At 64.5% G+C, this 14,945-nt stretch carries 11 protein-coding genes and 3 pseudogenes; 7 read left to right on the top strand and 7 right to left on the bottom strand.

Annotated elements, in window-relative coordinates; genetic code table 11:
- Nucleotide 1 precedes the first annotated feature (1 nt).
- Genes V1293_RS36205 through V1293_RS22120 form a run of 3 tightly spaced genes read right to left on the bottom strand, consistent with a single transcriptional unit; the run spans nt 2 to nt 1,231 of the window.
- Nucleotides 2–286 carry a type II toxin-antitoxin system RelE/ParE family toxin gene (locus tag V1293_RS36205; RefSeq protein WP_442894263.1) on the bottom strand — a complete coding sequence of 95 codons (285 nt, stop codon included), beginning with the start codon at nt 284–286 and terminating at the stop codon, nt 2–4.
- Nucleotides 283–510, bottom strand: a complete 228-nt coding sequence (locus V1293_RS22115; protein ID WP_334512198.1) for a hypothetical protein — start codon at nt 508–510, stop codon at nt 283–285. Before V1293_RS22115 ends, V1293_RS36205 begins: the two co-directional genes overlap by 4 nt.
- Nucleotides 511–556: 46 nt before the next feature.
- Nucleotides 557–1,231, bottom strand: a complete 675-nt coding sequence (locus tag V1293_RS22120; protein WP_334512199.1) for a Crp/Fnr family transcriptional regulator — start codon at nt 1,229–1,231, stop codon at nt 557–559.
- Between the two features lie 219 nt (nt 1,232–1,450).
- On the opposite strand from V1293_RS22120, the gene V1293_RS22125 reads away from it, so the two are divergent.
- From V1293_RS22125 to V1293_RS22135, 3 genes and pseudogenes are all read left to right on the top strand, one after another.
- A complete protein-coding gene (locus V1293_RS22125; protein ID WP_334512200.1) occupies nt 1,451–3,523 on the top strand; it encodes an AsmA family protein in 2,073 nt (690 codons plus the stop codon).
- Between the two features lie 268 nt (nt 3,524–3,791).
- Nucleotides 3,792–6,239: an adenylate/guanylate cyclase domain-containing protein gene (locus V1293_RS22130; protein WP_334512201.1), complete on the top strand. Its 2,448-nt coding sequence runs from the start codon at nt 3,792–3,794 to the stop codon at nt 6,237–6,239.
- Between the two features lie 125 nt (nt 6,240–6,364).
- Nucleotides 6,365–6,598: pseudogene (locus tag V1293_RS22135) on the top strand (type I restriction enzyme endonuclease domain-containing protein); the annotation flags it as partial.
- Between the two features lie 28 nt (nt 6,599–6,626).
- Here V1293_RS22135 and V1293_RS22140 read toward each other — a convergent pair.
- The 3 genes from V1293_RS22140 to V1293_RS22150 all read right to left on the bottom strand — a co-directional run bounded on the left by V1293_RS22140 (nt 6,627) and on the right by V1293_RS22150 (nt 9,141).
- Nucleotides 6,627–6,995, bottom strand: a complete 369-nt coding sequence (locus tag V1293_RS22140) for a DUF1127 domain-containing protein (RefSeq protein ID WP_334512202.1) — start codon at nt 6,993–6,995, stop codon at nt 6,627–6,629.
- 216 nt (nt 6,996–7,211) lie between these two features.
- The gene (locus tag V1293_RS22145) at nt 7,212–7,439 is read right to left on the bottom strand and encodes a tautomerase family protein (protein ID WP_334512204.1); all 228 of its coding nucleotides are present in this window, start codon (nt 7,437–7,439) and stop codon (nt 7,212–7,214) included.
- A 124-nt stretch (nt 7,440–7,563) separates the two neighbouring features.
- Nucleotides 7,564–9,141 carry a winged helix-turn-helix domain-containing protein gene (locus tag V1293_RS22150; RefSeq protein WP_334512206.1) on the bottom strand — a complete coding sequence of 526 codons (1,578 nt, stop codon included), beginning with the start codon at nt 9,139–9,141 and terminating at the stop codon, nt 7,564–7,566.
- Between the two features lie 242 nt (nt 9,142–9,383).
- Between V1293_RS22150 and V1293_RS22155 the strand changes: the two genes are divergently transcribed.
- From V1293_RS22155 to V1293_RS22165, 3 genes and pseudogenes are all read left to right on the top strand, one after another.
- The gene (locus V1293_RS22155; protein WP_334512208.1) at nt 9,384–10,229 is read left to right on the top strand and encodes a class I SAM-dependent methyltransferase; all 846 of its coding nucleotides are present in this window, start codon (nt 9,384–9,386) and stop codon (nt 10,227–10,229) included.
- Nucleotides 10,230–10,362: 133 nt separating this feature from the next.
- A complete protein-coding gene (locus V1293_RS22160) occupies nt 10,363–11,253 on the top strand; it encodes an efflux RND transporter periplasmic adaptor subunit (RefSeq protein ID WP_334512210.1) in 891 nt (296 codons plus the stop codon).
- Between the two features lie 207 nt (nt 11,254–11,460).
- A pseudogene (locus V1293_RS22165) lies at nt 11,461–11,743 on the top strand (GIY-YIG nuclease family protein).
- A 224-nt stretch (nt 11,744–11,967) separates the two neighbouring features.
- Here V1293_RS22165 and V1293_RS22170 read toward each other — a convergent pair.
- A complete protein-coding gene (locus V1293_RS22170) occupies nt 11,968–12,807 on the bottom strand; it encodes a caspase family protein (RefSeq protein WP_334512212.1) in 840 nt (279 codons plus the stop codon).
- Between the two features lie 376 nt (nt 12,808–13,183).
- Between V1293_RS22170 and V1293_RS22175 the strand changes: the two are divergent.
- Nucleotides 13,184–14,921, top strand: a pseudogene (locus V1293_RS22175) (hypothetical protein).
- Nucleotides 14,922–14,945: the final 24 nt, after the last annotated feature.

Genomic DNA, 14,945 nt, shown 5'->3' on the forward strand with positions numbered 1-14,945 from the left:
GCTACCTATCGTTCTTCCATGCTCTTCGAGACGTGTGCCGGATGTGCAGAATTTCTATCGCGTCTCGTATTCGATAGAAGATCTCGTAGGGATAACGGACGACAAATATTACCCGCACGTCGGGATCATCCGTCCGATAGCCGCTGTGCGGATGATCTTTGAGCTGGGCTACCGCCTCGCGAATGCTTGCCGCTACGTTCCGCGCACCGCCCGCAGATCGCTCTCTCAGGTATTCGATTATTCGCTCTCGGTCGGAGAAGGCAGCGGGCGTATAGCGTATCTTCATCCGTCGTGGCGCTTGTCGGCTTCGGTAACGATCTCGTCCGGCACGAATTCCCCGCGATCAGCTTCAGCCAACCCTCTCCGGACCGCCGCTCGCTCATCGTCTGACATCGAGTAGACGCCCGTCCGCCGCGCCTCGATTTCACGGGCGTATTCGGCGAGTTCCTCCTGATCCTCCACGGGCCAGGTCTCGGCGTGCTCGATCACTTCTTTGAGTATCTTGTTCATGCGGTCATCATACCACAGCAGGTCATGGTTGACGAACGAGGGAACTTCACTCGTTCCGTGCCACCGCCGTCAGCTTGGTCATGTTCTGCAGCAGGATGCGTCCGCGCTGCAGGTCCAGGATGCCGTCCTTGCGCCAGAGCTGCAGTTGACGGTTGACGCTTTCGCGGGCGGCGCCGACGAAGACGCCGAGTTGCTCCTGCGAGATGTGCACTTCGGAACCGAAATCGGAGGCGAGTGCGCAGAGCCGTCGCGCCAGCCGGACCGGCAGCGGCTGCAGCACGCTTTCCTCCATCCGCTCGCTCTGCCAGCGGATAAGCTGGCACAGCAGCTTCATGATCTTGATCGCGACCTTGGGCTCGCGCTCCAGAAAGGCCAGGAAATCCTCGCGCCGCAGCACGAACAGTTCCGATGGCTCGCCGGCGGTGGCGTCCGCGGTGCGGCTCTGGCCGTCGAGGACGGCGACCTCGCCGAACAGATCGCCGGGGCCCATGAAATTCAGCGTCAGGCGGCTGCCGTCGGAGGCGCCGGTTTCGATCCGGATCTGGCCGCGGCGGACCCCGTAGAGGGCGTCGCCGGCATCGCCCTTCTGGAACAGCATTTCGCCGAGACCGAGCTGCTCGGTGTGGCAAAGGCCGGAGATGCGCTGCAATTCGTCAGCGCCAAGATCCGCAAACATCGGATTCATTTTCAAAATGACCGCAAATTCGGCCTGTTTGCTCATTGTACTACCTTCCAAAATCAGCCCGGACCCGCCCCCTCAGGCCGTTAGCAAGATTCCTATGCCAACGAGTGTGTCATAAGTCACATAACTTTGCAGTACCCTCGGAATATTTTTGGCTTCTTTGGGCCCTACCCTTTCCGGGGTAAGCTCGCCTGACCGGTTGCGCCCGCGTGTTGCGCCGCCGAAATAAGTGCCGTTTGCGCGGTCTGGAATGTCGATATGAAAGCATTGAAAATTGCCGGCGCCGTCATCGCGGCCGTGGTCGTCGTCATCGCGCTGCTGCTGGTGATCGGCATCCCGTCCTCCTTCCTGACGGCGCAGATCCAGGAGCGGGTCGAGCGCGAGTCCGGCTACAAGCTCACCATCAATGGCGGCGCCAGGATCGGCCTGTGGCCATCGCTCAACATTACGCTGAACGATGTCACGCTGCAGAACCCGAACGACCGCGACATCAACCGCAGCTTCGCGGCCGCAAGCATCGAGGCGGACGTGACGCTCGCCAGCCTGTGGGCCGGCAAGCCGCACATCACCGAACTCGTCATCATCCGTCCGGTGGCGAATTTGCCGCTGCGGCGCGAGCGCGTGAGGGACGCCTCCCCTCCCTCGAAGCCCGCCACCGGCAAGACGGCTGACGCTTTTTCGATCGAGCACATCAGCGTCACCGGCGGCACCATCGTGTTCTCCAACCTGCGCGACCGCGTCGAGCGCAGAATCGAGACCGTCAACGCCGACGTCACCATCGCTTCCGACCGCAAGGTCGTGCTGACAGGCAGCGCCCGCCGGGACGGCTATCCGCTGAAATTCGAGCTCAAGGCGACGCCGCCCGCAGCCCCGATCGAGCGGCAGAACATCCCGGCCGAGATCAAGATCGACGCACCCGACCTGTTGCGCGCCCCGCTCACCGCCAAGGCCGAAGCCCGGCTCAACGGCTCGGTCGTGATGATCAACGGCGTCACCGGCGCGCTCGGCGACGCCGCGTTCAACGGCTGGGCCTCGGTCGATCTGTCGAGCAAGCCGCTGGTGAAGCTCGACCTCGATTTCCAGAAGCTCGCGGTCGCGACGACGCGCAGCACCGGCGATACTTCGGCACAGCCCTGGAGCAGTGCGACGATCGACGTCAACGGCCTCAATTATATCGACCTGCAGGCGCGCATTTCCGCGGCCGAGCTCAACGTCGGCGACGCGCGCTTCACCCCCGCCGCGATCGAGGCCACGCTCACAAGCGGCGTCCTCAAGGCGCAGGTTTCCAACCTCGGCGCCTATGAGGGCAACGCCAATGGCGATCTGACCCTCGATGTCTCCACCGCCAATCCCATCTACACGATGCGGGCGGACCTCACCGGCGTGCGCGCGCTTCCGCTGCTGCATGGCCTCGCCGATTTCGACAAGCTCGACGGCAAGATGCAGGCGAAGCTCAGCGTGCGCTCCTCCGGCACCAGCCAGCGCGCGATCATGTCGAACATGGCCGGCACCGCCTTCGTCGTGTTCCAGGACGGCGCCATCAAGGGCCTCAACGTCGCGCAGATGATCCGCTCGCTGACGGCGAGCACGCTGTCGGGCTGGCAGGAGAGCGAAGAGAAGCTGACGGACCTGTCGCAATTGTCGGCATCGTTCAAGATCGACAAGGGCCAGGCGCAGACCACCGATCTCAATCTGGTCGGCCCGCTGGTCAAGATGACCGGCGCGGGCACCATCGACCTCGGCACCAAGCAGATCGGCTTCCGCGTCGAGCCGAAGCTGGTGATGACCACCGAGGGCCAGGGCCGCGCCGGCGATCCGGTCGGGCTCGGCATCCCCGTGATGATCTCAGGGCCATGGGGGAGCCCACGGATCTATCCGGAGATGCAGGGCATCCTCGACAATCCCGATGCCGCCTATGGCAAGCTGAAGGAGATGGGCAAGGGCCTGTTCGGCCAGAACGGCGCCGGGCTTGGCGCCGCGATCGGCAGCCTGCTCGGCGGACAGCCGGGGGCGGCCGGCGGACAACAGAACGGCGCCGGCGGACAGGGCGCGGCTGGCAGCCAGCAGCCGGGCGGTCCGCTTGGCGGCCAGCTCGGCGAGACCCTCGGCAATCTCCTGCAGCAGGGCCTGAGCGGATTGGGCCAGAGCCAGGGCCAGGGCGGCACGCGGCCGGGCGGCCAACGCAGCATCCAGAGCCCGGCCTCGCCCGCACCGGCGCCGACCGAGGCCGCTCCGGCCGAGCCCGCTCCCCCTGCGGTGCCGAGCGATACGACCGCGCAGCAGGACAGTCAGCCAATGAACGACGTCTTGCGGCAACTTTTCAACCGGTGACATCCCGTCCGCCCCTTGCCGTCATGGCCGGGCTTGTCCCGGCCATCCGCCGTCAGCGAGCTCGAAGGACGTGGATGCCCGGGACAAGCCCGGGCATGACGAATCCCCGCGATTCCTGTCCATAATTGGGGCTAACCATGTTGGCGGGCTCACAGCCCCTCCCTCCAATTCGTGCTAGACAGGCCCTCACGCCGGAGCTGCCGAGACAGGCCGGCGTCAGTGACAAACCGATGCGCCCGCGCAGGCCGTGCGCCGCACGAGGGTCCGGATGAACGAGGTCAAGGACAGAGTCTGGTTCCTGCGCGAAGGCCTGTTCGCCAAATACGTCGTCGCGCTGGTCGGCCTCGTCGTGTTCGTGCTGGCCATCAACGGCGCGATGGAAGTCTGGATCACCTACCGCGGCATCAAGAGCTCGCTCAACGACGGCATGAGCGAGAAGGCGGAAGCGACCGCCAAGCGGATCCAGCAATCCCTGTCCGACCTCGAGCGGCAGATTTCCTGGGTGACGCGGGCCTCCTCCAACACCACCGACCTGCGCCGCGCCGACTATGCCCAGTTGCTGCGGCAGGTGCAGCAGGTCACCCAGCTCTCGCTGCTCAACGCCCAGGGCCGCGAACAGCTCCGCATGACGCGCCAGACCGTCACGCTCGACAGCAACGCCGATTTTTCCCGCGACGTCAGGCTGACCGAAACCATCCCGCGCGGCACCAGTTTTGCGCCGGCCTACCTCCGCGGCGAGCGGCCGTTCACGTCGATCACGCTGCCGCACGCCGACGGCAGCTTCACCGTCGCCGAGATCGACCTCGATTTCCTGTCGGAGTTTTTGATCGATGCCCAGGTCGGCAAGGTCGCGTTTGCCTACGTCACCGATTCCAGGGGCGACGTGCTGGCCACCTCCTCGAACGGGCCTGAAGTCGGCAAGAATCTGTCGGCGCTGCCGCAGGTCGCAGCGGTCAGCAAGCCCGGCGGCGTGGCGCCGGCGTCGGGCAAGGATGCCAAGGGCAACGCCGTGCTGACTACATCGAGCCTGGTGCCGAAGCTCGGCTGGCGCGTGTTCTTCGAACAGGAGACCGCGCAGGCGCTGACGCCGATCCGCGATCAACTGGCGCGGATCGCGCTTCTGATCGCGCTCGGCCTTGTGGTCGCGATCATCGCCGGCACCATCATGGCCCGCCGCATGCTGGTGCCGATCACGGCGCTGCAGGCCGGCGCGCGGCGGCTCGGCGCCGGCGATTTCGGTCATCGCATCGAGGTGAAGACATCCGACGAGCTGGAGGAGCTCGCCAACCAGTTCAACGGCATGGCCGGGCAATTGGCCGAGACCTATTCGAACCTCGAATCCAAGGTGAAGGAGCGGACGCGGGATCTGGCGCAGTCGATCAACGAGCTCAAGGTGCTCGAGGAGGTCGGCCGCGCGGTGGCTTCCTCGCTCGATCTCAACGCCGTGCTGCCCACGGTTGCAGCCCGTGCGCTGGAAATCACCCATGCCGACGCCGTGCTGATCTACGGCTATGACGCCGGCAATCACCGGTTCAACCTGACGGAAGCGATCGGCATCGACAAGGCGGCCGAGGGCCGCCACCGCGCCATCGACGCCGACAACTCGCCGCTCGGCGAAGCCGCAACGAGCGGCGAGCCGATCGCGATACCCCAGCTCGGCGCGATATCAGAACATCCCCTGCGCGATGTCGTAATCGAAGCCGGATTCCACTCGGTGCTGGTGGTGCCGCTGGTCGACCAGACCGGCATATTGGGTTCGCTGGTGGTGCTGCGGCGGAACGCGGGCGAATTCTCCGCCAATTTGATCGGGCTGATGAAGACCTTTGCGCACCAGGCGGTGCTGGCGATGCGCAATGCGCGGCTGTTCACCGAAGTGGACCACAAGAGCCGCGAGCTTTTGGCCGCCAACGACATCGTGCGCGAACAGGCCGACAAGCTGCAGGAGCAGACCGACCAGCTCAGGGACTGGAACCGCTCGCTGGAGGAGCGCGTCGAGACGCAGCTCGGCGAGATCGAGCGCATCCGGCGGCTGGAGCGTTTCCTGGCGCCGCAGGTCGCGCAACTGATCGCGTCCTCCGACGGCCATGAAGGCCTGCTCGACAGCCACCGCCGCGAGGTGACGGTGGTGTTTTGTGACCTGCGCGGTTTTACGGCGTTCACCGAGACCACCGAGCCCGAGGAGGCGATGAACGTGCTGCGTGAATATCACGCGGCGCTCGGCGAACTGATTTTCAAGTATGAAGGCACGCTCGACCGCTATGCCGGCGACGGCGTGATGATCCTGTTCAACGCGCCGATTCAGTTCGACGACCATACCGCCCGCGCCGTTCGCATGGCTATCGAGATGCGCGACACCATCGGCGGACTGACCGACAAGTGGCGCAACCGCGGCCACAATCTCGGCTTCGGCATCGGCATCGCGCTCGGCTACGCCACGCTCGGCCAGATCGGTTTCGAGCAGCGGCTGGAATACGCCGCCATCGGCAGCGTGACCAATTTGGCGTCGCGGCTGTGCGACGAGGCCAAGGCCAACCAGATCGTGGTGTCCAGGCGCGTCTACGGCATGGTCGAGCCATGGGTGGAGGGAAGGCCGATCGACGATTTGAATCTGAAGGGGTTCAATCATCCGATCTTGGCGGCGGAGATTCTGAGCTGGCGCGAGACAGTCGACAACGTGGTGGATGCGGCGGCGGCGCGACGCAAGAAGATGTCGTAGGCGTCCGTCGCGGTCGTCCTGCAAAATATCGAAAACAACCCCATGCAAAGTAGCCGAAGGCCAGCGTGATGCCTTGGGCATTTCGACCGGCCTACGTAGAATCGCGTTGAAACCACAATAGCGCCGTCAAGGTAATGGGCGACGACGCGCTCCGTACCATCGCCCGCGAGCTCGTCGCAACAGTGCGCGCGAATGCCACCATCGACTGGACTGTTCGCGATAACGTCCGCACCCATTTGCGTGTGCTCGTAAAAAGGATCCTCCGCAAATACGGCTATCCGCCAGATATGCAAGAAAAAGCAACCCAGACGGTGCTGGAGCAGGCGGAGTTGCTTTCCCAACGGTGGGCGGCGCTCTAGGCGCATATGCGCCCAGAAAGCTCGCCCGTCAGTGCCAGCCAGGCTGCTGCATTCGCGCGCGGGCCTGTGCCAGTTCTTCCAGCCTGCTCTCGATCTCGGAGCGGGTCATCGCGATATCCTGGAGCTGGCGGTCGTCGAGCCTGTGCAGGGCTACGCGCGCGGCGTGACGCTCGTGGCGCGCGATTACCGCCGCGAGGAAGCGGTTGATGAGACGGCGCACGCGCGCCAGCCAAATTGCAGTTCGCCAGGCAAATGGCTTGGAGCCTTCTCCGTTCCGATTGAATCGGAACGGGGCTCCAGATTTTTGATTTGACGCGTTTTCTTGACGCGAACCTGTTCCCACTTCGCTGGAAAACGCTCTGGTGGCGGAGGTCGGAATGGTGGTCAGCATGGCCATGGCAATTTTCTTTCAAACAGTAGTCCGGAACCCGGCGAGCTTGCCGGCCCCCTTTCTATCGAAGGCCTGCTGCCAGCATAGTGTCAGCAGCGTTCGGGGTGTGCGCTTAAAGGCGGCGAGCACCGGACGACTGGATGAAGGTCTAAATGAGGAAGCGATTTGCCGCGCAGCACCGCCCGCGGAACCAGCCCGCCGGCGATGCAAGGCGAAAACGCGTCAGGCCACCTTTCGTCCGGCCGCGAGATCCTTGACGGCTTCCGTGGTCAGCGGCTGACCGCCGACGCCCCAATCGCCGCTCGCGACTTCGGAAATCTTGACCCAGGTGACGCCGCGCATGCTCTCGCCTTCGATCGACACCATGGCGTCCGTGAGCTTGCTGATCATCTGGCGCTTCTGCTCGGCATTGAACACGTTCTCGATGACGTGAACCTCTATCAACGGCATGTCGTTCTCCTTGATGGTTGCCTCGCGAAAGCGAGGGCAGCATCGACATGCCCGTTACGGCCGGCCAAGACTTTCAGACAGCTGTGATTTACCGTCCAGACCAGCTTGAGATATCGCCGCACAGCTATTGCAGACCGGCGCGCCGAAACCCTTCCAGATAATGCGCCTTGTCCGCCTCGTGCTCGAACGGCAGTCCGCTGGCGAGCCAGGCGAGCGAGATGTTGGGCTGGGCGCGGCGGAGCTCTTGCAGCGCGGCTTTGGCGGCGTCAGTGCTGCCTGCCATGCCGAGGGAAGCCGTCAGCACGCGATGGGCGCCGACAAAATCGCTTCGCTGGCGCAACGCTTCGCGCGACAGGCGGATCGCCTCCGCGTAATTTTTGCCGATATACTGGCAATAGGCGGCGACGCCGCAATAGATCGCGGCAAAGGGATCGCGGGGTGAGAATTTCAGCGCCTCGCGCGCGGCACGATCGCCCTCTTCCCAGCGACCGCGATAGGACAGCGCGACACCATAGATGCCGCGCGCGGGCGAAAAATTCGGATTGAGCCGAAGCGCCAGCTCGAATTCGGCGATGCAATCGTCGAAGCGGCCCTGGAACAGATAGACGCTGGCGAGCGCATAATGCGCCCACGCGTCCTCGCTGTCGGCGCGGATCGCCGCCAGCGCCGCGCGCTCGGCGACCGGGACAGCTTTGGACATCTCCTCCCAGCCCATATGGGCGCTGAACGTATGGCAGGCCGCCAGCAGGCTCAGCGCCTGGCCGTAACCGGGATCGACGCTGATCGCCTTTTCCAGAAGCGCCTGCGCGACCAGATTGTCCTGCCGCGTCACGCGCCAGTAGTGCGACAGCGCCCGCATCACCAGATCCCACGCATCCATATTATCAGGCGTCTTGCGCCGGGCCCGGAAATCCTCGGCGGCGTAGAGCTGCGGCTCGATCGCCGCGACCACGGCCTGGGTGATGTCGTCCTGCACGGCGAACACGTCGGCGAGATTGCGGTCGTAGCGCTCGGCCCAGAGCTGGCTGCCGCTCGCCACGTCGACGAGTTGGGCATTGATGCGCACATGGTCGCCGTCCTTGCGCACGCTGCCTTCGACGACATAGCCGACGCCGAGCTCCTCGCCGATCTGCTTGTGGTGGACGGATTTGCCCTTGTAGCTGAACGAGGAATTGCGCGCGATCACGTAGAACCAGCGCAGCTTCGACAGCGCGGTGATGATGTCCTCGCTGATGCCTTCGGAAAAATATTCCTGCTCCGGCTCGCCGGAGAGATTGGCAAACGGCAGCACGGCGATCGCGGTGCGATCGAGCGCCGGGAGTTGCTGATGCGGCAGCTCGCCGGCGAAACCGGGCGAGGAAGGCGCATCGACGCGCGCCAGTCCGCCGCCGCGCAGTGGCTGCACGTCGCCGACGAAACGAAAACCCTTTCGCGCAATGGTGCGGATCACGGCCTGATCCTTGCCGCTGTCGCCGACCGCCCGCCGCGCGGCGTTGATCCGGCTCGTCAAGGTGGATTCGGAGACGATGCGGCCGTCCCATATCGTCTCGATCAGGTCGTCCTTGGTGACGACGTGGTCGCGGTTTTCGATCAGGTGAATCAGGAGATCGAACACCTGCGGCTCGACCGCGACACTCTCGCCGCCGCGGGTCAGCTCGCGAAGGTCGACATCCAGCACATGGTTTGAAAAATGAAATTGCACGGCTTCATCCCGGTTAAATCATCATTAGGTCATTTCATTTCGTCCCGTACGCGGTCAGAGGTAGACTGAATTTCCTGGCGGGGAAGTGTATGAAATCTCACAGAAAGAGAGATCTCACTGAAAAATAAGGATCCTCTCAAGGCAAAATCAGCCCGGCATCACAGTCTTTAGGTCCTGACAGGGCCATGTTCGGTTCATCGCAGCCCCATTCCGTGGCCGCATGACACCCGAAGGAGACATCAATGGCCGCCCAGACAGCGATTGCAGCGACCTCGACCCAACCCGCCCCCGACCTTGCCGGCCTCAAGACGCGTCAGCAGGCCGCATGGTCCTCGGGTAATTACGCCATTGTCGGCGCGACGCTGCAGATCGTCGGCGAGGAGCTGTGCGAGGCGCTCGATCTCAAGGCCGGCTCAAAGGTGCTCGATGTCGCCGCCGGCAACGGCATGGCGAGCCTCGCCGCGGCGCGGCGGTGGTGCGACGTCACCTCGACCGATTACGTGCCGGCGTTGCTGGAGCGCGGCCAGGCGCGCGCTGCCGCGGAAGGCATGCAAATCGAATTCAGGGAGGCGGATGCGGAAAACCTGCCGTTCGACGATAACAGCTTTGACGCGGTGCTCTCCACCTTCGGCGTCATGTTCACGCCGAACCAGGACCGCGCGGCCGCCGAGCTGATGCGGGTGTGCAAGCCCAGGGGCCAGATCGGCCTCGCGAACTGGACGCCGGAAGGTTTTATCGGACAGGTCTTCAAGACGATCGGCAAATATCTGCCGCCTCCCACCGGGGCCAAATCGCCGGCGCTGTGGGGAACGCGCGCGCGGCTGACCGAAATGTTCGACGCTGATGCGCGCGCGATCAAGGCGGAATCGCGCCTGTTCAAGTTCCGCTATCGCTCGCCGGCGCACTTCCTCGATGTGTTCAAGACCTATTACGGCCCGGTGCTGAAAGCCTTCGCCGCCCTCGAGCCGGCCAAACAGGAAGAGCTGCATAACGATCTGAATGCGCTCATCGTCCGCATGAACCGCTCCGGCGACGGCACCATGGTCGTGCCCAGCGAATATCTCGAGGTCGTTATCACCAAGCGGTGAAACGCGCCCCGGGCAACCGTTCCGCGGGGCCATTGGCATGGCCCCGCTGCCGGCGTCCCAAGTGATTCTTGCCGCTTGGCTGCGAGGCGCGCTTTCTGATATCCAAGACCCTGAATTTCAGAGGGAATTGCCGATGCCCGCCTTTGCCGCGCGCAACCTTGCGCCGACGCTCACTGCCCTGATTGCCGCGGGCTTGCTCAGCCTTTCCCCCGTCCTCGCCGCCGACGATGAAGCCCCCGCCAAGGGCGCCGCCGTCACCGTCCTCAAGGCCGCAAAATCCTGTTTCGCCAATATCGTCGAAGTCTCCGGCACCATCATTCCGCGCGAGGAGAACCAGGTGCGGCCCGAGCGGATGGGGCTGAAGGTGGCCGAGGTGATGGTGGATGCCGGCGACAGCGTGACCGCAGGCCAGGTGCTGGCGCGGCTGACCCTGCCCGAGGGCGGGCAGATCACGGTGCAGGCGCCGGTGGGTGGCGTGATCTCGGCCTCGACGGCGTCCGTCGGCGCGATGGCATCTAGCAAGGGCGAAGCGCTGTTCTCCATCATCGCGCGTGGCGAGTTCGATCTGGTCGGCATGGTGCCGACGCGCGATATCCAAAAGCTTGCCGTCAACCAGACCGCGCGGATCAAGATAATCGGCGCCGGCGAGGTCGATGGCAAGGTGCGGCGGCTGTCGACCACCGTCGAGCCGAACAGCCAGCTCGCGCAGGTGTTCCTCGGCGTCACCACCAACCGGCGGCTCTTGGTGAATTCAAGCGGCCGCGCGCAGATCAAGACCGGGCAGAGCTGCGGCGTCTCGGTGCCGCTCACCGCGATCCTCTATGGCTCCGCCGGCACCGTGGTGCAGGTGGTGCGCCGCGCGCGCGTCGAAACGCGGCGGGTGGAGACCGGGCTGATGTCGGCCGGACAGGTCGAGATTACCTCGGGGCTGCAGGAAGGCGACATCGTGGTGGCGCGCGCCGGCGCGCTGTTGCGCGAGGGCGATCCGGTCCGGGCGGTGACGGCGAGCGCGGATGTGAAGTAGGGGCGGACGGGCACAACTGCTGCCGTCATCCCTGCGTTCGCAGGGACGACCGTGTGGAGAGACGCGAGAACCTATCACTTGTCGCCCCTGCGAAAGCAGGGGCCCATAACCACCGGCGGTCGTTGTGTGCTAGGATGTCTGCCACCACGCTTCATCGATAGATCACGCGGTATGGGTTCCTGCGTTCGCAGGAACGACGGGTGGCGCATGTATTACGTTTTACATCCTCGCGAGCCGACGTCATGGCACCCTCTATATCGGGGTGACCAATTCTCTCTCCAAACGGATGGAGCAGCATCGCAACGGCGAGGGCTCATCGTTCGTCAAAACCTACGGCGTTTATCGGCTGGTTTACGTCGAGGCCTTCGAGCGGCCGGATGAAGCGATTGCCCGTGAAAAGCAGCTCAAGCGCTGGAATCGGGACTGGAAGATCGAGCTGATCGAGCGCGAGAATTTGGAGTGGCGCGATCTCAGCGATCTGATTGTTTGAACCTGGCCCGCACTCTATTCCCGTCGCCCCTGCGAACGCAGGGGCCCATACGCCGCGGCCGGCGGATGGGGCACACTGGAAGACGGCTTCGGTTCAGCAAGCGACTGCGGGCGTTGGACAACGCAGAGCGTCGCCTCCCGCGCCCCGTCGATGGATCACGCGGTATGGGTCCCTGCGTTCGCAGGGACGACGTGTTGAGAGAGTTGGGCGCGCCTTCACGCGGCTTACCCGCCTAGCGGTACGTCTTCCAGCAGCGACGACGACACCTGCGGCACCTGCTCGCCGTCGGAGGCGCGGGAGACGGAGATGCGGGTCTTGTTGAAGGCGGTGGCCGCGCCGGACTGCGAATCCAAATTGTTCAGGAGCTCGGTCACCAGCACGCTGTACTGGCCCTTGCCGTCATCGGCGACCTTGCCCGGCGTCGCCGAGGTCAGGATCAGCGCGTTTTCCGGCGCGGAGATCGGGGCGAGCCCGTGCGAGTAGGAGCGGAAGCGGCGTTCATAGGGGTTGCGGCGGGAGGCGTCGACGACGACGAGCTTGGCCTTGGCGCCCTTCTCGGTCATCGCGTCCAGCACCTGTTCGATGGAGACGCCGTCGCGGCGGACGTCGGCTTCCTTCCAGATCGCGGCATCGACCGGAATCATGAAGCTCTCGCGGCCGACCTGGACGCCATAGCCGCCGAAGAACAGCATCGCCACGGTGTCCTGCTTGATCTTGGCCTTGAGCCGGACAATGGCGCGGGCCATGTCGTCCTTGGTGGCGTCCTCGACCACGTCGACGTCAAAACCCTTGGCGCGCAGGGCGGCGGTGAGGCCGCGGGCATCGTTGATCGGCTGGGCGAGCGGCGCCGACGCATCCGGGTAGTGACCGTTGCCGATCACCAGCGCAACGCGGCTGGCTGACGTGCCGATCGAGCCGGTCTGCTCGGTTCCGATCGCCTTGGCGGCGTCGAGCGAGCGCTTGTTCAACGCGGCATGGGCGCCGATCGCCAGCGACACCAGGCCGACAAACGCAACGGCAATGGTGACGGTGCGGCGGGAGATGCGGAGCTGACCGAGGTTCATCGCGTTACCATTCCCAAGTTTATTCAAAGGCACCAAACAAAGACCGCGCCAGTTAGTCGCGTCCAGACCGTTCAGGTTTGAAGGGGTTGCAAGGTGTGTGCCGTCGAATTGCGCTCAATTTGCGGCACCGCAACAACCGGGCTTTTAGCCTGCCGGGCCCTCCCGAACAACCTCATTTGCCGCATGGAGCCTATTGCCTCCCAATACTGGCGGAAGGTTAATTCCAGTTAAGTGACCTAGATCACATTTGTATTTTTCGCGGATTTGTCTAGTTTTCAAGGGCTTGCAGGCCCGATCCGGCCGGCGGTGGCCGCCTTAAGTAATATGCCATGCTTAACGCGACCCTTCCTTCACCGTTCCGGCGGAAAGAAACTGCATGGGCTTCCACACCATTGCCGGCGCCGCATTTCGGGCGCTGACCGCGCGGAAAGACGGCCCCTCGCTGTACGACGTCTGCGATCCCGTGCTGCTCAAATACCGCGACGGCGACCCCCATCTCGGCAAGTTCTATCGCACGGCGCTGGGTAACCCGGCGCTGCGGCCGCTGCTGCGGCGGACCGGGCTGCCCGCGCTGCGGGACGCGAAGCGGCTCGGCACCTTGCAGGAGGCGCTGCGGCGGGCGCGCGACGATGCCGAGCCGGATTGGGCCGCGGTCGGCGCCCCGATCGCCGAACTGATGGCCGAGATCGGGGTGAACCACCCCTCCCCGCCGCCGGCGGCGGCGACGGGCCGGCCGTCCGGGCTAGCCGAGATCGACCGGGTGATCCGCCGCTGCGGCGCCCACCTCCTGGGCTCGTTCGCCAAAAACGGCTTCATCCCGACCTATGCCGCCTTCAACCTGATCGGCGATCCCGACATCGGCGGGCGCGAGATGCTGATGGCGCTGACCGGGCTGAACTCGCGCGGCTACAAGAACTCGACGCTGTTGTTCAACCTGGCGCGGATCTTCATCGCGCATTCCCGCGGCCCGCGCCCTGATCAACCCGCCCTGGAGGGGGATCGCCGAGCCGATGTGGCAGCCGATGCAGATCCGCCACCGCTCGGCCTATTACGACGCCTTCTTCACCGAGGCGCTCTTGAGTTATGTCGAGACCGGGCTGGCATCGGCCGATGAGGCCGCGGCGTCGCGGCGCGCAATTTCGGAGATGGTGGATTTCTGCCTGAAGACCTCAGCCGAGGAAGTGTCCTCGCATGACGGCGCCACGGTGCGCGTGATCACGGCCCTGGCTCCGCTGCCGCATCCGCGCTTCTCGCGTTTCTTCGCCCAGATCAAGCAGGATTTGGGCTTCGGCATCTACGTGCCGGACTGCGACACCACCGCGTGCTCGTTCTCGGCGGCGACCCAGGCAGGCTCCACCGATCCGATCCTCGACCAGCCGCTTTTGGATTTCTACCGCGGCTATCAGGTGCGCGAGGGCGCCAATGAGCCGCGCGTCACCGTCCCGCTCAACGACAACATCGATTACGAGGGCGGCGTCGTCACCTGGATCGACAATCTCGCGGGCGACCGTCCCTACGGCAACGACCTCGATCCTACGCTCAACCTTGACATTCTCGAAGTCTCATTCCGCAATCTGAAGCGCTGGAAGATTTTGGAGACGCCGCAGCGGCTGGAGACGGTGCATCGCATCCTGGGCTTCCAGCGGCGGCTGGTGGAAAGCGGCGCCTTCGCCAACCCGCGCTCGCACATCTATTACCTGCCGGAACTCTACTCCGCCTATTTCGGCCGCTGCCATGCTGCGTTCATGGCATTGCCTGATGCGGCACGGCGGGCGATCGATCCGGACGGCACGTTCGCCTTCATCCGCGGGCGCGTGCTCGCCTATGTCGAGGGGGAATTGATCGCGCGCGAGATGAACCCGTTCGACGCCGCGCTGGCGCTGATAGCGCTGGCGCATCTCGGCGCCGACGTTTCGACCTTCGCGCCGGCGCTCAACTGCATCACAGCCCATCTCGGCGAAGGCGGCAGGCATGGGCCCTACAAGGCCTATGAATGGAACAAGATGAAGACGCCGACGCGGATTCTCGTCGGCGGACCCGAGGTGACGTCGGCGTTTGTGTTGATGGGATTGGCGCTGGCGCGAGGCGCGATGATCAAGGATTCGAGCGGCTAACATCGCTCGTCATACCCCGCGCAT

Source organism: Bradyrhizobium sp. AZCC 1693 (assembly GCF_036924745.1).
Classification (GTDB): Bacteria; Pseudomonadota; Alphaproteobacteria; order Rhizobiales; family Xanthobacteraceae; genus Bradyrhizobium.